Source organism: Bradyrhizobium japonicum USDA 6 (assembly GCF_000284375.1).
GTDB lineage: Bacteria > Pseudomonadota > Alphaproteobacteria > Rhizobiales > Xanthobacteraceae > Bradyrhizobium > Bradyrhizobium japonicum.
This window is the reverse complement of record NC_017249.1, coordinates 201,995-220,022: the sequence shown is the minus strand read 5'-3', so window position 1 is coordinate 220,022 and position 18,028 is coordinate 201,995. Positions and strand designations below refer to the sequence as shown.

Below are 18,028 nucleotides of genomic sequence, written 5' to 3'. Positions count from 1 at the left end.
AAAACAACCAAATTGTTCGTCCGGCGCAGGCACAAACACAAATCTACTCAAGATTTAGCGCTTGCACCGAATCAGCGCCGCCTGAACTGGGACACAGTCTGCGGCAGCCCACCCTGTTCGCCGTATAGCGAATTGAGGCTTGTTTTGCCAAGCAAAACGCCTGCCAAACGCGAAGGTGTGTACACCTTCGCGTTTGCTGCGACCGCTAAGAGAAAATTCGTCTAGGCCTGATCGAGACCGTAGAGCGTGTGCAGGGTGCGCACCGCAAGCTCGGTATAGGCGGTGTCGATCAAAACCGAGAATTTGATCTCGGAGGTTGTGATGGCCCGGATGTTGATATTCCGTCCGGCGAGGGCCGAGAACGCCTGGGCGGCGACGCCGGCATGGCTGCGCATGCCGCTGCCGATTACCGATATCTTGGCGACGTCGGTGGCGGTATCGAGCCGGGCATAGCCGATCTTGCCCTTGGCGGCCGTGATCGTGTCCTTGGCGCGGGTGTAGTCGGCCGCCGGCACCGTGAAGGTGAGATCGGTGGTCTTGCCGTCCTCGGAGACGTTCTGCACGATCATGTCGACGTTGATGTTGGCATCCGCCAGCGGGCCGAAGATCGACGCTGCCACGCCGGGCTTGTCCTCGATCTGGCGTACCGAGATCTGGGCCTCGTCCTTCGAGAAGGCGATGCCGGTGACGACGTGGCTTTCCATGATCTCCTCCTCGCTGCAGATCAGCGTGCCGGGCGGCTGGTTGGCATGCGGGTCGATATCCTCGGGCTTGTCGAAGCTTGAGCGGACGAAGATCGGCATGTTGTGGACCATGCCGAGTTCCACCGAGCGGACCTGGAGCACTTTTGCGCCCTGGGAGGCCAGTTCCAGCATGTCTTCGAACGCGATCTTGTCGAGGCGGCGGGCCTTCGGCACGATTCGCGGGTCGGTGGTGTAGACGCCGTCGACATCGGTGTAGATGTCGCAGCGGTCGGCCTTGACGGCGGCGGCGATCGCCACGGCCGAGGTATCGGAGCCGCCGCGGCCGAGCGTGGTGATGCGATTGGTCTCGGGATTGATGCCCTGGAAGCCGGCGATGACCGCGACCTCCTTGCGCTCCTGGAAGCGCTTGATGATCTCGCTGCCGTCGATGTCCTCGATCCGGGCCGAGGCATGGGCGTCGCTGGTCTTGATCGGGATCTGCCAGCCCTGCCAGGAGCGGGCCTGGATGCCCATGCCCTGAAGCACGATGGCGAGCAGGCCCGACGTTACCTGTTCGCCGGAGGCGACGACGGCATCGTATTCGCGCGCGTCGTGCATCGGCGAGGCCTCGGTGCACCAGGCCACCAGCTCGTTGGTTTTGCCGGACATCGCCGAGACGACCACAGCCACTTCGTGGCCGGCGTCGACCTCACGCTTCACATGGCGTGCGACGTTGCGGATACGTTCGATATTGGCGACGGACGTGCCGCCGAATTTCATCACGAGGCGGCTCATGACGACGCGTGCATTCCCTCATAAGGATCAGTATGGTGACCCGCTCGAGGCAATGCCTGCGGACACCGACCGCGCGTATACATAGCGGCGGGGCCGGGGGCAAGCGGGTTCCTGCGGGGGCAGGGTAAGGTCCGGCCTAAGGTCTGGCTTGGGGGTATGGGTTAACCGAGATCATGGCGCGTTATATCGACGAGATCCTGCAACCGGGCGAGCGGGTGCTGTATTCGACCAATGCGCACTGGATCTTCTATTTTCCGGCCATCGTGGCCTGGATCGTGGCTCTCGCCTTTCTCGTCCTGATGCCGCAGGCCACGGCCGATGGCCTCAGGGTGCTGTCCCTCATAGCCGCCGGCGTCGTGGCTCTGGCCGCCCTTTACTGGACCATCAAGGGCTGGTTCCATCGCTTCACGACCGAGACCGACGTCACCAACTTGCGGGTTGTGCACAAGACGGGGTTCATCAAGCGCCGGACCTTTGAAATGGCGCTGGATAAGGTCGAGAGTGTCGACGTCGACCAGTCGATTCTTGGACGTATTCTCAACTACGGCGACGTGACGATTCGCGGCGTTGGCGAGGGGATCGAAAAGATCACCACCGTCGACTCGCCGCTCGCCTTCCGTAGTTCGATCACCACGCGGTAGGACCGCGCCCAATCATGAGCATGCAGCAAAATACTTCCGCAACCCCAAGCCCGCAGCCGGGCTCGACCGTCGATGCCGCCGAGATCGCGAAATTCTCGAAACTTTCGGCCGAGTGGTGGGACCCCAACGGCAAGATGGCGCCGCTGCACCGGATCAACCCGCTGCGGCTCGGCTACATCCGCGACGCCGCCTGCCGCAAGTTCGAGCGCAACGTGCGCAGCCTCAACTGCCTCGGCGGCCTGCGCGTGCTCGACATCGGCTGCGGCGCCGGCCTGTTGTGCGAGCCGCTGTCGCGCCTCGGTGCCCAGGTCATCGGCGTCGATCCCTCGGTGAGCAACATCGCCGCCGCGAAGCTGCATGCCGACAAGAGCCATCTGTCGATCGACTACCGCTGCACCACGGTCGAGGAGATCGACCCGCGCGAGCGCTTCGACATCGTGCTGGCAATGGAAGTGGTCGAGCACGTCGTCGATGTCGGCGTTTTCCTGAAGCGCTGCGCGGCGATGCTGAAGCCGAACGGGCTGATGGTGGTCTCGACGCTGAACCGGAACTGGAAGAGCTTCGCGCTCGCCATCGTCGGCGCCGAATACGTCCTGCGCTGGCTGCCGCGCGGCACCCACGAATGGAACAAGTTCGTCACCCCCGACGAGCTGACGAAATATCTTTTGGACAACCGCCTCGTCATCACCGAGCAGACCGGCGTCGTCTACTCACCCTTTGCCGACAAATGGGCCCTCTCGTCGGATATGGACGTGAACTACATGGTCGTGGCGGAAGGGATGGTGTGAGGGGGTACGCGAGGCGTGAGCATCGCTCCTATGATCTGGGCGTGATTGACCTGCCTCGCCGCTAGCGGCAGGTTGGCCACGGCTTCTCCTCCTACCGCTCCCACCCGCATGCTCACCATCGCCAGCCTCTGGATTCCCTTCACCGTCATCGCTGCGCTCGGGCAGGTCGCGCGCAATGCGATGCAGCGGTCGTTGACGAAGCCGCTGGGGACCTGGGGCGCGACCAATATCCGCTTCCTGTTCGGCTTCCCGTTCTCGCTGCTGTTTCTGGGCGTGGTGCTGGTCGCGACCGGCGATCACCTCGGCATGCCGCCGACCGTGTTCTGGCCGTGGCTGCTGCTCGGGGCGCTCAGCCAGATCGTTGCGACCGGGCTGATGCTGCTCGCAATGAACGATCGCTCCTTCGTGGTGACGACGGCGTACCTGAAGACCGAGGCGATCCAGACCGCGATTTTCGGGTTCGTGTTCCTTGGCGATCATCTCACCTGGCTGAAGGTGCTGGCGATCGTGATCGCGACCGTCGGCGTCGTCATCACGGCGCTGCGGCCCGGCGGCGAGAAGAGCTTTGCCGAGCTGAAGCCGACCATCACCGGTCTCGTCGCGGCTGCGGCGTTCGCGTTGTCAGCGGTCGGTTTTCGCGGCGCGATCATCAACGTGCCTGACGTCTCCTTCGTGACGGCGGCGTCGTTCACGCTGGTGCTCGGTCTGTTCGTGCAGACGCTGGTGCTGACGATCTTTCTGCTCTGGCGCGCGCCAAAGGTGCTCCAGTCGATCCTGGGATTGTGGAAGCCGTCGCTGCTCGCCGGCTTCATGGGTGCCTTCGCCTCGCAGTTCTGGTTCCTGGCATTCGCGCTGACGGCCGCCGCCAATGTCCGCACGCTCGCCTTGATCGAGGTGCTGTTCGCGCAAGGCGTGGCGTATTACTCGTTCAAGCAGCCGATCGCGCCGCGCGAGATTTTTGGCATCGCGCTGATCGTCGTCGGCGTTGCGGTGCTGGTGGGGGCCTAGTTCCTATCTTCCGGGAGCGTCGGCAGCGGCGACACCTCGATGCCTTCGTCGATCAGCGACTTGGCCTCGTCGGGCGAAGCCTCGCCATAGATCGGACGGTGCTCCTTGTCGCCGTAATGCATCGCGCGGGCTTCGTTCGCAAAGCGCTCGCCGACATTGTCGGCGTGCTTGACGATGTGATCGCGCAGCTCCTTGAGCTTGGCGCGCAACTCGCGCTCCTGCGCCATCATCAGCGAGGTCGGTCCCGAAGACGCGGCCTCGGGCGCAGGCGTTGAGCCAGGCTCCGGCGGTGGCGTCGCCCGTCCGCGGCCCTTCTTGCCGATGATCCGCGGGGCCATGATCGCCTTCTCGACCTTGGCCGAGCCGCAGATCGGGCAAGTCACGAGCTTGCGCTTCACCTGCGCATCATAAGCCGACGAGCTCTGGAACCAGCTTTCGAACGCGTGGCTTCGGTCGCAGTGGAGCGCGTAGCGGATCATGCCGATCCTCGCACGAGGTGCAGATGGTCCGGCCCGGCCTTGGGATCGGCGACGCCGAAGCGGCGGCCGTGCTGGAGCGAGGGGATCGCGCGGCGTGCGGTCTCGACCTTGGCCGGGTCGATCTTGGCCATGATGATCCCGGGCTCGACGTCGCCCTCGGCGAGGATCTCGCCCCAGGGGTCGATGATCAGCGAGTGGCCATAGGTCTCGCGCTTGTTCTCATGCAGGCCGGCCTGCGCGGCGGCGAAGATGAAGCAGCCGGTCTCGATCGCGCGCGAGCGCAGCAGGATGTGCCAGTGCGCCTCGCCGGTCTTGCGGGTGAAGGCCGAGGGCACGGTGATGAAATACGCGCCGCTCTCGGCCAGCGCGCGGTAGAGCGCGGGGAAGCGCACGTCGTAGCAGATCGTCAGCCCGACGCGGCCCCAGGGCAGGTCGGAGATCACGGCGGTCTCGCCCGGCTGGTAATTGGCGGATTCGCGATAGCTCTCGCCGTCCGGCAACTCGATGTCGAACATGTGGATCTTGTCGTAGCTCGCGAGCACATTGCCCTCGGGGCCGATCAGGAAGGACCGATTGACCGCCTTCTCCGGCGAGAAGCGCAGCGCCAGCGATCCGACATGGATGTGGATCTTCAGCTCGGCCGCGAGCGCGCGATAGGCCCTTAGCGAGGTGTCGTCCTCCTCGCTCTGGAGGTGCTCGAACAGCGCCTTGCGGTTGAGCTGCATCATGTTGCTGACTTCGGGCGTCTGCACGTAGTCGGCGCCATCGGCGGCAGCCTGCCGGATCAGCCTAGTGGCCTGCGCGAGGCTCGGCTCGGGCATCAGGCCGGTGCGCATCTGGATCATCGCGGCGGTGAAGGTGCGATCCTCGCTCATGACGTGGCCTTCACGCTGCCCAGCATGCCGTCGAGCTTGCCCTCGCGGTCGAGCGCATAGAGCTCGTCGCAACCGCCGACGTGGGTTCCGCCGATCCAGATCTGCGGGAAAGTCGAGCCCCCGCCGGCGCGGTCGTACATCTCCTCGCGCCAGGACGGGTTCTTGGCGATGTCGAACTCCGTGAAGGTTGCCTTCTTGCGGGTCAGCAGCGATTTGGCGGCGGAACAATAGCCACAGCCCGGCCTGGTGTAGATTTCGACAGCGTCGGTCATGTCGTGTGGCGCTCTCATGTCATGAAGTCATTGAATTATATGGGACGGGGGCCGCTCTCGACAACCCGGGCGAACACCAGCACGTCCACCTGGGCCGCCTTGGCACGGAGCAGGGCCCGCGCACAGGCGTCCAGCGTCGCCCCCGAGGTCAGGACATCGTCGATCAGGACGATGCGGCGGCCCTGGATTTCCGCCTGGCGATCGGGGGATACCTGGAATGCGCCCTGCACATTGGTGGCGCGCTGGGTCCGCGACAGGCCGATCTGCTGCTCGGTCGCGCGCACCCGGCGCAGCACTTCGCCGCGCACCCTGACACCGCTCTGCCGCGCGATGATGCGCGCCAGCGCCCCGGACTGGTTGTAGCGGCGGCGCCACGCCCGGCGCCAATGCAGGGGAACGGGCACCAGCATGTCGGCCTCGGCCAGTAGCTCGCCGCCCGCGCGCGCCATCCAGCGGCCCATCGCCGGCGCCAGATCGGTACGGTCCTGGTATTTCAGCGCATGCACCAGCGTGCGCGCGACGTCGTCATAGCGCACGGCCGCGCGTGCACGCTGGTAGGCGGGCGGGCTCGCGATTGCCTCCATCGACAGCATCTCGGGGCCGGGATCATAGACGAAGGGAATGCCGAGGCGCGGGCAATAGGGCCGTTCGATGAACGACAGCCGCGCCCAGCAGGCCGCGCAGACGCCCTCGCCATCGACCGGCTCGCGGCAGGACACGCACAGCGTCGGCAGCGCAATGTCGAGCGCGAGCCGTGCGGCGCGCGACAGCACGTGGCGGCCGGCCGTCCATGCGGCACGCAACGGCGCGGCGATGGAGCGGGTGGGGGCGGTGTCGGCTTCCATGGGGAGAGGCTAGCGTTCTGCTTGCGGGGGCTCAAGCGACTCAGTCTCGTGCCCCGGACGCCGCGCAGCGCTCCTGGCGATGCGATGCGCGGCAGCGCGTCCGGGACACGAGAGCGTTGCCAGAACCACGGCGATCAGCGTAACCAGCGGCATGGCCCAGACCCCGCAAACCCCGCCCGCTCTGTTCGATCGCGCATTGCTGCATGTACGGCAGCGGCGCGCACATGCGCAGGGCGAGGTGACATTCCTGCTCGATCGGGTTGCAGAGGACATGACCGATCGGCTGGCCGCCGTGATGCGGGAGTTTCACGCCGCGGCCGATCTCTGGACGCCTGGTGAGGGGCTCACGGGGCCGCCATCACTTCAGCGGATCGCGCTCGACGAAGCGGGCGCGGAAAAACTGCCCTTCGCGCCCGAAAGCCTCGATCTCGTTGTCTCCGCGCTGGCGCTGCAATTCGTCAACGACCTGCCGGGGGTGCTTGCTCAGGTGCGGCGTGCGTTGAAGCCGGACGGATTGCTGCTCGCAGCGATGATCGGCGGCGACAGCCTGATCGAGTTGCGGCAGGCCTTTGCCGCGGCGGAGGCCGAATGCGAGGGCGGCGTGTCGCCGCGCGTGGCCCCGTTCGCGGATTTGCGCGACATCGGCGCGCTGTTGCAGCGGGCGGGCTTTGCGCTTCCAGTCACCGATGTCGACCGTGTCGTGGTGCGCTACGCCAATGCGTTTGCGCTGATGCAAGATCTCCGCCGCATGGGCGCGGCCAATGTGCTGATCGAGCGGCGGCGCACTCCGACGCCCCGCGCGACGCTGCTGCGCATGGCCGAAATCTACGCCGAACGCTTTGCGGATGCCGACGGCCGCATCCGCGCGACCTTCGACATCATCTGGCTCTCCGGCTGGGCCCCGCATGCGAGCCAGCAGCAGCCGCTCAAGCCGGGGTCGGCGAAAGCGAGTCTGGCGGAGGCGGTAAGGAAGGCGGGGAAAGACTGACGTGTCCCAGACGCGCTGCAGCGTCCTTACGCTGCTGCGCAGAGCCGGGACGCAGTTTGCGCCAAGCATGGGCCCCGGCTCTGCAGCGCACCGCTGAAGAAGCGCTGCGCTGCGTCCGGGGCACGACTCAGCTCACATCAGCAAGTCGATCAGATGCGGGATCAGCGGGACGTCCGCGGGCGGCATCGGGTAGTCGCGCAGCTTGTTGGCGCGGACCCAGGCCAGGGTCTGGCCTTCGCGCGGGGTGACCAGCCCCTCCCAGCGCCGGCAGATGTAGAGCGGCATCAGCAGGTGAAACGTCTCGTAGCCGTAGCTCGCAAAGGTCAACGGCGCCAGGCAGGGTTCAGCGACGGTGATGCCGAGCTCTTCATGCAGTTCGCGGATCAGGCTCTGCTCCGGCCGCTCGCCCGGCTCAAGCTTGCCGCCGGGGAATTCCCAGAGGCCCGCAAGCGTCTTGCCTTCCGGGCGCTGCGCGATCAGGACGCGCTTGTCGGCGTCGACGAGCGCGCAGGCCACCACCAATGTCAGTTTGAGATCGGCCATCGGCGTTCGGTTTAGGACCTGTAATCCCCGTTGATCGCGACATACTCCTTCGTCAGGTCGCAGGTCAGCACGCGGTCGCGACCCTTGCCGAGGCCGAGCGAGACCTTGATGGCGATTTCCGGGGCCTTCATCGCTTCCGACACCTGCGCCTCGTCATAGGACGGATCGCGCGCGCCGCTCTTGGCGACGCGGATGCCATTGAAGGAGATCGAGAGCTTGTCGCGATCGGCCGGCTCGCCGGCCTTGCCGACCGCCATCACCACGCGGCCCCAATTGGCGTCCTCGCCGGCGATTGCGGTCTTGACCAGTGGCGAGTTGGCGATCGACATCGCGATCTTGCGCGCCGAGGCCTTGGTCTTGGCGCCCTCCACGGTGATCTCGACCAGCTTGCGCGCGCCCTCGCCGTCGCGGGCGACCTGCTCGGAGAGATTGGCGAGCACCTGGTTGAAGGCCTTCACGAAGGCCTTCAGGCGGGGGTCGCTGGCGCGGCTGATCTTCGGCGCGCCGTGCTCGGCGGCGGCGCCGGTGGCGAAGGCCAGCAGCGTGTCCGAGGTCGAGGTGTCGCCGTCGATCGTCACCGCGTTGAAGGTGTCCTCGACGCCGCTCTTGAGCAGGGCTTGCAGGGCGGCCGGCGCGATCGGCGCGTCGGTGAAGATGAAGGACAGCATCGTCGCCATGTCGGGGGCGATCATGCCGGCGCCCTTGGCCATGCCGTTGATCGTGACCTTGGCCTTGCCGAGCTTGACGGTCGCGGTCGCGACCTTGGGGAAGGTGTCGGTGGTCATGATCGCCTTGGCCGCGGCGAGATAGTCGCCGGGCTCGGCAGTCTCGGCCAGCCGGCCGAGCACACCGTCGAACTTGGTCGCGTCCAGCGGCTCGCCGATCACGCCGGTCGAGGCCAGGAAGATCTCACCCTCGCTGCATCCGACCGCCTTGGCCGCGATCTTCGCGGTCAGCGCGGTGGAGCTGCGGCCGGTCTTGCCGGTGAAGGCATTGGCGTTGCCCGAATTCACCACCAGCGCGCGCGCCTTGCCGCCCTTCAGCTTGGCGCGGCACCATTCCACCGGCGCGGAGGGGCATTTCGACCTGGTGAAGACGCCCGCGACCGCGGTGCCCTTGTCCATCACCGCCAGCAGCACGTCGGTACGGTTCTTGTAGCGGATGCCGGCTTCGGCCGTCGCAAGACGGACGCCCGCGATCACGGGCATGTCGGGGACAGTTTTAGGGGCGAGCGGGGAGACGGAGGAGGACATCGGGGCGCCTTGGTGAGGTCTGGATATGCAGATGGCCGGGCATTTGCCCGGCCATTGCGACGTTAGATACTATTGGCGTCCGCGAAGTGACAGCGAATTCTTACTTCTTCGCGGGGGGCGCCATCTTGCTGTCGGCCGGCTTGGCAGGGTCGGCCGGCTTAGCATCCGGCTTGGCATCCGCCGCCGGCTGGTCCAGCCGCTCGACCTTGGCTTCAGTGCGGAGCTTGGCGACAAAGTCGGCCTGGGCCTTGCGGGTGACGTAGTTCTCGATCTGGGCCTTGACCTGCTCGAAGTCCGGCGCCTTGCGGTTGCGCTTTTCCTCGACCTTGATGATGTGCCAGCCGAACTGCGACTTCACGGGATCGGAGATCTTGCCCGGCTCCAGCGTAAAGGCCACGGCCGAGAATTCCGGCACCATCTGCTCCTTGGTGAAGAAGCCGAGGTCGCCGCCATCGGCGGAGCCCGGATCCTTGGACTTCTTCTTGGCGAGCTCGGCGAAATCGGCGCCCTTGTCGAGCTCGGCCTTCACCGCCTTGGCCTCGTCCTCGGTCTCGACCAGGATGTGGCGGGCGCGCACCTCCTGTTCGCCGGTGATCTGCTTGGAGGCCTCCTCATAGACCTTCTTCATGGCGTCGGGGGTGGTGGCGGCCTTGCCCTCGTTGGCGAGCAGGCTGTCCATCAGCAGGCGGTTCCTGGCGAACGCCAGGCGCTTCTTGAACTCCTCGCTGTCGGCAACCTTCTTGTCCTCGGCAGCCTTGCTGACGATTTTCATGTCGATCAGGAAGGACAGCACGTTCTCGTCCTTGGTCGCCGGGTCCATCTGGGCGAGGCTCGGTCCGAGTTCCTCCTCGGCCATGGCGACGTCGCTCTTCTTGATTTCCGCGCCATTGACCTTCGCCAGCACCGGATCGTCGGCAGCCCGGCCGGGACCCGCGATCAGCGCCAGCGCAAGGCAGCCCACGAGGGCGGTGGCGAGGCCGAAGCGCAGGCCGGTTTTGGTTACCGGGAACGAGGTGGTCATGGAAAATCCTTTTGTTGAAGCAGGGGGCTGCTCGAAGCGGGCGGACACTCGCCTAATTCAGGGGGCCTTGGCAACGCGAAAAGTCTGTCAAAATGATGAATTAGCCGCAATGCGCCCGCCGTTGACAAGGCCCTGACCGGGCCATATCTCTGCCCGGTCGCGACCATGGCGATGGCGTTTATTTTGCTGCGTTTTTGGCCGTTGAACCCAGACTTGCCCAATTCCCACCCATATGGCGGATGACCCCCGCAGTCCGGGCTCTGCCGCCATCAGGCGTCACGGTGAGTTGATAGGCAGGGGGGTGACAACTTCTTGGCTGCAACGCGGTTGAATCGCGAACACAGGAACTAGGCATGATCGGCGCGCTCGCCCGCAAGTTTTTCGGCTCCGCCAACGACCGGCGGGTGAAGGGATACCAGTCCCGCGTCAACGCGATCAACGCGCTGGACCCGGAGGTTTCGAAACTCTCCGATGAGGCGCTGAAGGCCCGCACCGCCGAGTTCAAGAAGCAGCTCGCCGAGGGCAAGACGCTCGACGATCTGCTGGTGCCGGCCTTCGCCACCGTGCGCGAAGCCGCCAAGCGCACGCTCGGCCAGCGGCATTTCGACGTGCAGCTGATCGGCGGCATCGTGCTGCATGAGGGCGACATCGCCGAGATGAAGACCGGCGAAGGCAAGACGCTGGTCGCAACGCTCGCGGTGTACCTCAACGCGCTCGCGGGCAAGGGCGTCCACGTCGTCACCGTCAACGACTACCTCGCCCGCCGCGACTCCGGCTGGATGGGCCAGATCTACGGCTTCCTCGGCATGACCACCGGTGTGATCGTGCACGGCCTGGACGATGCCGAGCGCAAGGCGGCCTATGCCTGCGACATCACCTACGGCACCAACAACGAATACGGCTTCGACTATCTGCGCGACAACATGAAGTACCGGCTCGAGGACATGGTCCAGCGGCCGCACTTCTATGCCATCGTCGACGAAGTCGACTCCATCCTGATCGACGAGGCGCGCACGCCGCTGATCATCTCCGGCCCGCTCGACGACCGCTCCGATTTCTACAACACCATCGACGGCTTCCTGCCCAAGCTCGACAAGACCGATTACGAGGTCGACGAGAAGCAGCGTACGGTGACGCTGACCGAAGGCGGCATGGAGAAGATCGAGACCTTGCTGCGCGACGCCGGCCAGCTCAAGGGCGAGTCGCTCTACGACGTCGAGAACGTTTCCGTCGTGCACCACATCAACCAGGCGCTGCGCGCCCACACGCTGTTCACGCGCGACAAGGACTACATCGTCCGCGAGGGCGAGGTCGTCATCATCGACGAGTTCACCGGACGCATGATGGCCGGCCGGCGCTATTCGGAAGGCCTGCACCAGGCGCTTGAAGCCAAGGAGCATGTCCAGGTCCAGCCGGAAAACCAGACGCTGGCCTCGATCACCTTCCAGAACTATTTCCGGATGTACGAAAAGCTCGCCGGCATGACCGGCACGGCGCTGACCGAAGCCGACGAATTGTTCGACATCTACAAGCTCGAGGTCGTGGAAATCCCGACCAACCTCGCAGTCGCCCGTCTGGACGAGGACGACGAGGTCTATCGCACCCAGAACGAGAAATACGCCGCGATCCTGGCCGAGATCGAGCGCGCCAATGCGCGGCTGCAGCCGGTGCTGGTCGGCACCGCCTCGATCGAAAAATCGGAAGTGATCGCCGAATACCTCAAGAAGCACGGCTACCGGCAGATCGATTTCGGCAACGAGAACTCGATGCAGAAGCTGTACGCCGCGGCCCGCGCCGGCAAGCCGGCAAAGCTGTTCGCGGTGCTGAACGCGCGCTTCCACGAGCAGGAAGCCTATATCGTCGCGGAAGCCGGCGTGCCCGGCGCGATCACGATCGCCACCAACATGGCCGGCCGCGGTACCGACATCAAGCTCGGCGGCTCACTCGAAATGCGGATCCAGCAGGAGACTGCCGGCATCGAGGACGAGGCCGAGAAGGCGAAGAAGATCGAGCAGATCAAGGCCGACATCGAGCACTTCCGCGACATCGTGCTGAAGGCCGAGGAAGAGGTCGAGATCGAGCCGGCGAAGGGTAGCAAGCCTGCCAAGACCGTGAAGAAGCCGGGCGGCCTCTACATCATGGGATCCGAGCGTCACGAATCCCGCCGCATCGACAACCAGCTGCGCGGCCGTTCCGGCCGTCAGGGCGACCCCGGCCGCTCGAAGTTCTTCCTGTCGCTGGAAGACGATCTGATGCGCATCTTCGGTTCGGATCGCCTCGACAGCATGCTCCAGCGTCTCGGCCTCAAGGAAGGCGAGGCGATCATCCATCCCTGGATCAACAAGGCGCTCGAGAAGGCGCAGCAGAAAGTCGAGGCGCGCAACTTCGACATCCGCAAGAACCTGCTCAAGTTCGACAACGTCCAGAACGACCAGCGCAAGGTGATCTTCGACCAGCGCGTCGACCTGATGAAGGATGAGAGCGTCGCCGAGACGATCTCCGACATGCGGCACGCCTTCATCGACGATCTCGTCGCCAAGCACGTGCCCGAGCATGCCTATGCCGAGCAGTGGGACGTGGCCGGCCTGAAGGACGAGCTGAAGCGCGTGCTCGATCTCGACCTGCCGGTCGACGACTGGGCCAAGGAAGAGGGCATCGCCGACGAGGAGCTGCTCACGCGCATCGAGACCAAAGCCGACGAGCACATGGCGGCCAAGGTCGCGCAGTGGGGTCCCGACGTGATGCGTTACGTCGAGAAGACCATTCTGCTCCAGACGCTCGACCATCTCTGGCGCGAGCATCTGATCATGCTCGACCATCTGCGCCAGGTCATCGGCCTGCGTGGCTACGGCCAGCGCGATCCGTTGCAGGAGTACAAGACCGAGGCCTTCAATCTCTTCCAGGAGATGAGCGCGCATCTGCGCGAGGCCGTCACGGCGCAGCTGATGCGCGTCGAGATCGTCCCGCCAGAGCAGGAAGCTCCTGTCCTGCCGCAGATGGAAGCGCACAAGTTCGACCCGAACACCGGCGAGGACGAAATGGCGCTCGCCAGCGTCACGCTCGGTGCGCAGGCTTCCGACGCAGCTCTTCGCGATCCGAAGAACCCGGCAAGCTGGGGCAAGGTCGGCCGCAACGAGGATTGCCCCTGCGGCTCAGGCAAGAAGTACAAGCACTGCCACGGGCGGTACGCTTAGCCGCCAGCTCCGCTGTCATGCGCGCGTGAGACGCGATGTTCGTGCCTCACGCTCGCCCGGCTCGACCGGGCGACCCAGTACGCCGCGCCTCTCGGTTGAATCACTGACGTCTCTGGAATAATGGATCGCGCGCTTTCGCGGGCGATGACGGCTGAGTGTGTGTGGTGATTTGCGCCACGCCCTCACGAGATGAAGTGTTGCGAGAGCGCGCCAGGCCAACGCTCAATTCGAGCTGTCGATCAAGCTCTCCAGCAGCCGCTTCAATTCGCTCGTCGACTTGTCGCCATAGCTCTCCAGGATGTGCTCCTCCTGGTCGACCGCGAGCGAGTTCAGCTTCTTGCACAGCACCTTGCCGCGGTCGGAGATGAACATCAGAACCTTGCGGCGGTCGTTCGGGTCCTGCACGCGATAGACCAGCGTGTCGGAGACCATGCGGTCGATCATCTTGGTCAGTGTCGGATGATTGAGCAGCACCGCGTCCGCGAGTTCGCCCATCGAGTGGCCATCGCCGTCCGACAGCACCTTAAGGATGCGCCACTGCTCGACGGGAACGCCTTCCTTGCTCAGCCGCAGTTCCAGCTGCCGGTTGATCTCCCGGTTGGCTTGCGCGAGCAGGTAGGCGAGGTGTTCGGTGATCGGGGAGTTCGGTTTTGCCACGGCTAAGACTTCGTCTTGACCCAAATGAGTGAATGTCTTGCAATCAATGCTGCATCTATATGCACTTCAATTGTTGAATATTCAATATTTTCAAAATAGGATGTTTGCCTAACAAAAGGGCGGATGCCGCGGCCGCCTGCTCATTGTGCTTTCAGGTCTGGTGCCAGACAGGAGTTGGCGTGCACGCGACGGTAAACTTCCCGGCTCACGGCAGTCCGGCGATGCCGCCGTCCTTGCTGCTGAGGAATCTGTCGTCGTCGGGAGCCGATAGCTCGCTGTCGCCGGGCGATCATGCCTTCCTCAGGCGGCGTGGCGCGAACAAGCTGCGCATCGGCGGCTTCATCTGCTGCACGGGATCGCCGGGTGTGTGGGGCCCGTGCGCCACCAACAGCGCGCAGCTCGCCGTCGCCGAGATCAACAAACGCGGCGGCATCCTCGGCCGCGAGATCGAGCTGTCGATCTACGACGCCGGCGGGCCGCTCGACGAGGTGCTGAATCGCGCCGAGCAGGCGATCGCGTTCGACGAGGTCGATCTCATCGTCGGGCTGCACACCAGCGCGGTCCGCGTCGGCTTGCGCGACGTCACCACGCGTCACCGCATCCCCTACATCTATACGCCGGTCTACGAAGGCGGCGAGCGCACGCCCGGCGTGATGGCGATCGGCGAGACGCCGCGCTGGCAGAGCCGGCCGTCGATCCACTGGCTTGCCGACGTCAAGAAGGCATCGCGCTGGTACCTGATCGGCAGCGATTACGTCTGGCCCTGGCAGTCGCACCGCGCCGTGAAGAATTACATCAGGGAAACCGGCGGCCACGTCGTCGGCGAGGAGTTCGTCCCCCTCGGCGAGGACAATCACGAGCCGCATCTGGCGCGCATCCGCGCCGCCAGGCCCGACGTCGTGCTGATCTCGCTGATCGGCACCGACAGCGTCACCTTCAATCGTGCCTTCGGCGAATGCGGCCTCGGCGCCACGACGCTGCGGCTGGCGGGGGCCATGGACGAGACGGTGCTGCTCGGCATCGGCGCTGACAACAGCGAGAACATGTTCTGCGCATCCGGCTATTTCTCCGGTATCGGCTCGCGGGCCAATGACGACTTCCAGATCCGCTATCGCGCGATGTTCGGGCCGAATGCCCCGCCGATCGGCTCGCTTGGCCAGTCCAGCTATGAAGGCCTGCGTTTCCTCGAAGCCGTGGCGAAAAAGGCAGGTTCGCTGTCGATGGCGCCCATGCTCGCGGCGGGCCGCAACATCGTTTACGGCGGCGCGCGCGGCCCGGTCGTCGTTCGCAACGGCCACGCCCGCATGCAGATGTATCTCGCGGAGGCCGACGGCCTCGACTTCAAGCTGATCAAGCCGGTCTGAGCCTGCTGCGGCAATCCGGACGGCCGCATTTCAAAATAATACTTGAAAAGGAAAATATTTCCGCTTTGAATGTTTCAGCAGGGCCGCTGCGCGCGTCGCGCCAATCGCGGCCGCGCGCAGGGACCGTACCAAGAAACTTCAGGAGAGCGCCGTGACAGTTGTCCTTCCCACGCCTGCCCAACTTCTTGACGTCGCCAAGCAGTGCGGCCTTTCGCTGACCGATGCCGATGTCGCCTCGTTCCGCGGCCTGATGCAGGGCTCGATCGACGCCTACAATCTCGTTGGCGCGATGCCGGACGAGCTGCCGGAGGTCAAATATCCCCGCACCCCGGGCTACCGGCCCTCGCCCGAAGAGAACCCGCGCAACGCCTGGTACCGCAAGTCGACCGTGAAGGGTGCGGCGAGCGGCAAGCTCAAGGGCAAGACCGTCGCGCTGAAGGACAACATCATGCTCGCCGGCGTGCCCATGATGAACGGCTCGGCGACGCTCGAAGGCTACGTCCCCGATTTCGACGCCACCATCGTCACGCGCATGCTCGATGCCGGCGCCGAGATCGCCGGCAAGGTGCATTGCGAATCCTTCTGCATGTCCGGCGGCAGCCACACCGGTGCGGTCGGTGCCGTGCACAATCCGCACAAGATGGGCTATTCGGCCGGCGGCTCGTCCTCCGGCTCCGGCGTCGTCGTCGCGCTCGGCGAGGTCGACATGGCGATCGGCGGCGACCAGGGCGGCTCGATCCGCATGCCGTCTTCGTTCTGCGGCACCTACGGCATGAAGCCGACCTGGGGCCTCGTCCCCTACACCGGCATCATGCCGATCGAGATCTTCGTCGATCACACCGGTCCGATGACGGCGACCGTCGCCGACAATGCGCTGCTGCTCGAAGTGCTCGCCGGCGACGACGGCTACGATCCCCGCATCAAGGCGCCGAAGGTCGAGGAGTACACCAAGGCGCTCGGCCAGGGCGTCAAGGGCATGAAGATCGGTATCCTCAAGGAAGGTTTTGAGCAGCCGACCGCGGAAGCCGCGGTGAATGAAAGCGTCCGCGAGGCGGCCAAGCGCTTCAAGGATCTCGGCGCCACCGTCGAGACCGTCTCGATCCCCATGCACATGGTCGGTCCCGCGATCTGGACGCCGATCGGCACCGAGGGCATGACCCAGACCATGATGTATGGCGATGGCTATGGCCTGAGCCGTTCCGACCTCTACTCGACCTCGCTGATGGACTTCCATCGCGGCTGGCGCCGGCAGGCGGATTCGCTGTCGGAGACGACAAAACTGTTCCTGCTGCTCGGGACCTACATCAACAACAGCTTCGGTCCCCGCTATTACGGCAAGGCACTCAACATCTCGCGTCGCCTGACCGCGGCCTATGACAAGGCGTTCGGCGAATACGACCTGCTGCTGCTGCCGACGACGCCAATGAAGGCGACGAAGCTGCCGGAGCCCACCGCCAGCCGCGAAGATTACGTTGCCCGCGCGCTCGAGATGATCGCCAACACCGCGCCGTTCGACATCACCCATCATCCAGCGATATCGCTGCCCTGCGGCATGGTCGACGGCCTGCCGGTCGGCCTGATGCTGGTCGGCCGCATGTTCGAGGAATCCACCATCTATCGCGCCGCCCATGCCTTCGAGCAGATCGGCGACTGGAAGAAGATGTGAGAGGGGAATTGATGCAGACGGACGGAGCAGAGCGTTTTCACGCGAAGTGGATACCGGTTCGCGTCGAGAAAACTCATCAAAGCAAGAATCCATCGCATGGCTAACGCGTTCGTCGCGGCGTTCGAGATCCTGAGCTTCGGCGCGATCATCGTCCTGATCGTGCTGGGGCTCGGGATCATCGCCAGCATGATGGGCATCTTCAACTTCGCGCAAGGAGAGTTCGTCCTGCTCGGGGCCTACATCACCTATCTTGCTTACGCCAAGGGCCTGCCGATCTGGGCCGGCATGGTCGCGGCGCCCTTTGTGGTTGGTGCGCTCGGCTTCCTGCTGGAGGCGCTGATCATCCGCCGCTTCTACGCCGCGCCGATCGTGGCGATGCTCGGCACCTATGCGCTCGGCCTGATCATCCGCGAATCGGTGCGCGGCCTGATCGGCGGCTTCTATCTCACCGTGCCCGAGCCGATCGGCGGCTCGATCGATATCGGCGCCATGCACATCTCGGCCTGGCGCTTCACCATCATCATCATCACGCTCCTGGTGATGGCGGCCTGCTACCTCCTGCTGTCGCGCACGAGTTTTGGCCTGCGCATGCGCGCCACCCTGGAAAATCCCTCGCTGGCGCGGGCCTCGGGCATTTCCACGCCGCTGATGTACGGCGCCACGTTCGCGTTCGGCTCCGCGCTCGCCGGCCTTGCCGGTGCGCTGATCGTGCCGGTGTTCAGCCTGTACGCCGATCTCGGCCTGCGTTTCCTGATCCAGGGTTTTGTCGCGGTGATGGTCGGCGGCGTCGGCTCCTTCATCGGGCCGGTGGCGGGCGCCGGCGTCATCGGCACCCTCAGCGCCGCGCTGCCATGGGTGATGGCGCCCGTCGTCGCCGACGTCCTCGTCTTCGTGCTCGCCATTGTCTTCATCAAATTTCGGCCGCAGGGCCTCATCGCTGGAAAAGGGGTTTAGTC

17 protein-coding genes are annotated in these 18,028 nt (G+C 64.9%); 8 read left to right on the top strand and 9 right to left on the bottom strand.

Annotated elements, in window-relative coordinates; translation table 11 throughout:
- Window positions 1-221 precede the first annotated feature (221 nt).
- Window positions 222-1,478 carry an aspartate kinase gene (locus tag BJ6T_RS01060; RefSeq protein ID WP_014490428.1) on the bottom strand — a complete coding sequence of 419 codons (1,257 nt, stop codon included), beginning with the start codon at window positions 1,476-1,478 and terminating at the stop codon, window positions 222-224.
- Between the two features lie 173 nt (window positions 1,479-1,651).
- Here BJ6T_RS01060 and BJ6T_RS01055 point away from each other — a divergent pair, with 173 nt between their 5' ends.
- The 3 genes from BJ6T_RS01055 (at window position 1,652) to BJ6T_RS01045 (ending at window position 3,915) form a co-directional block, all read left to right on the top strand.
- Entirely contained in the window at window positions 1,652-2,119 is a 468-nt protein-coding gene (locus tag BJ6T_RS01055) for a PH domain-containing protein (protein WP_014490427.1), read from the top strand.
- Between the two features lie 14 nt (window positions 2,120-2,133).
- Window positions 2,134-2,907, top strand: a complete 774-nt coding sequence (gene ubiG / locus BJ6T_RS01050) for a bifunctional 2-polyprenyl-6-hydroxyphenol methylase/3-demethylubiquinol 3-O-methyltransferase UbiG (RefSeq protein ID WP_014490426.1) — start codon at window positions 2,134-2,136, stop codon at window positions 2,905-2,907.
- A gap of 108 nt (window positions 2,908-3,015) precedes the next feature.
- Window positions 3,016-3,915 (top strand): EamA family transporter, encoded by a 900-nt coding sequence (locus BJ6T_RS01045; protein WP_014490425.1) that lies wholly within the window; start codon window positions 3,016-3,018, stop codon window positions 3,913-3,915.
- Here the strand turns inward: BJ6T_RS01045 and BJ6T_RS01040 are convergent.
- Genes BJ6T_RS01040 through BJ6T_RS01025 form a run of 4 tightly spaced genes read right to left on the bottom strand, consistent with a single transcriptional unit; the run spans window position 3,912 to window position 6,386 of the window.
- Window positions 3,912-4,394 carry a DUF1178 family protein gene (locus BJ6T_RS01040; protein WP_014490424.1) on the bottom strand — a complete coding sequence of 161 codons (483 nt, stop codon included), beginning with the start codon at window positions 4,392-4,394 and terminating at the stop codon, window positions 3,912-3,914. The genes BJ6T_RS01045 and BJ6T_RS01040 overlap by 4 nt on opposite strands.
- Window positions 4,391-5,269, bottom strand: coding sequence for a carbon-nitrogen hydrolase family protein (locus BJ6T_RS01035; RefSeq protein ID WP_014490423.1), 879 nt, complete (start codon window positions 5,267-5,269; stop codon window positions 4,391-4,393). The genes BJ6T_RS01040 and BJ6T_RS01035 overlap by 4 nt, the downstream gene beginning before the upstream one ends.
- Window positions 5,266-5,541, bottom strand: a complete 276-nt coding sequence (gene grxC / locus BJ6T_RS01030; protein WP_014490422.1) for a glutaredoxin 3 — start codon at window positions 5,539-5,541, stop codon at window positions 5,266-5,268. Before grxC ends, BJ6T_RS01035 begins: the two co-directional genes overlap by 4 nt.
- Window positions 5,542-5,576: 35 nt before the next feature.
- Entirely contained in the window at window positions 5,577-6,386 is an 810-nt protein-coding gene (locus tag BJ6T_RS01025) for a ComF family protein (protein ID WP_014490421.1), read from the bottom strand.
- Between the two features lie 151 nt (window positions 6,387-6,537).
- On the opposite strand from BJ6T_RS01025, the gene BJ6T_RS01020 reads away from it, so the two are divergent.
- Window positions 6,538-7,374 (top strand): methyltransferase domain-containing protein, encoded by an 837-nt coding sequence (locus BJ6T_RS01020; protein ID WP_014490420.1) that lies wholly within the window; start codon window positions 6,538-6,540, stop codon window positions 7,372-7,374.
- A 132-nt stretch (window positions 7,375-7,506) separates the two neighbouring features.
- On the opposite strand, the gene BJ6T_RS01015 is transcribed toward BJ6T_RS01020, so the two are convergent.
- From BJ6T_RS01015 to BJ6T_RS01005, 3 genes are all read right to left on the bottom strand, one after another.
- A complete protein-coding gene (locus BJ6T_RS01015; protein ID WP_014490419.1) occupies window positions 7,507-7,917 on the bottom strand; it encodes a (deoxy)nucleoside triphosphate pyrophosphohydrolase in 411 nt (136 codons plus the stop codon).
- A gap of 11 nt (window positions 7,918-7,928) precedes the next feature.
- The gene (gene argJ, locus BJ6T_RS01010; RefSeq protein WP_014490418.1) at window positions 7,929-9,170 is read right to left on the bottom strand and encodes a bifunctional glutamate N-acetyltransferase/amino-acid acetyltransferase ArgJ; all 1,242 of its coding nucleotides are present in this window, start codon (window positions 9,168-9,170) and stop codon (window positions 7,929-7,931) included.
- Between the two features lie 100 nt (window positions 9,171-9,270).
- Window positions 9,271-10,191 carry a peptidylprolyl isomerase gene (locus BJ6T_RS01005; RefSeq protein WP_014490417.1) on the bottom strand — a complete coding sequence of 307 codons (921 nt, stop codon included), beginning with the start codon at window positions 10,189-10,191 and terminating at the stop codon, window positions 9,271-9,273.
- A 353-nt stretch (window positions 10,192-10,544) separates the two neighbouring features.
- Here BJ6T_RS01005 and secA point away from each other — a divergent pair, with 353 nt between their 5' ends.
- Entirely contained in the window at window positions 10,545-13,385 is a 2,841-nt protein-coding gene (gene secA, locus BJ6T_RS01000; protein ID WP_014490416.1) for a preprotein translocase subunit SecA, read from the top strand.
- Window positions 13,386-13,607: 222 nt separating this feature from the next.
- On the opposite strand, the gene BJ6T_RS00995 is transcribed toward secA, so the two are convergent.
- On the bottom strand, window positions 13,608-14,042 hold the full coding sequence (locus tag BJ6T_RS00995) for a MarR family winged helix-turn-helix transcriptional regulator (protein WP_014490415.1): 435 nt from the start codon (window positions 14,040-14,042) through the stop codon (window positions 13,608-13,610).
- Between the two features lie 179 nt (window positions 14,043-14,221).
- Here BJ6T_RS00995 and BJ6T_RS00990 point away from each other — a divergent pair, with 179 nt between their 5' ends.
- The 3 genes from BJ6T_RS00990 to BJ6T_RS00980 all read left to right on the top strand — a co-directional run bounded on the left by BJ6T_RS00990 (window position 14,222) and on the right by BJ6T_RS00980 (window position 18,026).
- The gene (locus BJ6T_RS00990; RefSeq protein WP_014490414.1) at window positions 14,222-15,406 is read left to right on the top strand and encodes a substrate-binding domain-containing protein; all 1,185 of its coding nucleotides are present in this window, start codon (window positions 14,222-14,224) and stop codon (window positions 15,404-15,406) included.
- Window positions 15,407-15,557: 151 nt separating this feature from the next.
- Window positions 15,558-17,072, top strand: a complete 1,515-nt coding sequence (locus BJ6T_RS00985; RefSeq protein WP_014490413.1) for an amidase — start codon at window positions 15,558-15,560, stop codon at window positions 17,070-17,072.
- 96 nt (window positions 17,073-17,168) lie between these two features.
- Entirely contained in the window at window positions 17,169-18,026 is an 858-nt protein-coding gene (locus BJ6T_RS00980; RefSeq protein ID WP_014490412.1) for a branched-chain amino acid ABC transporter permease, read from the top strand.
- Window positions 18,027-18,028 lie beyond the last annotated feature (2 nt).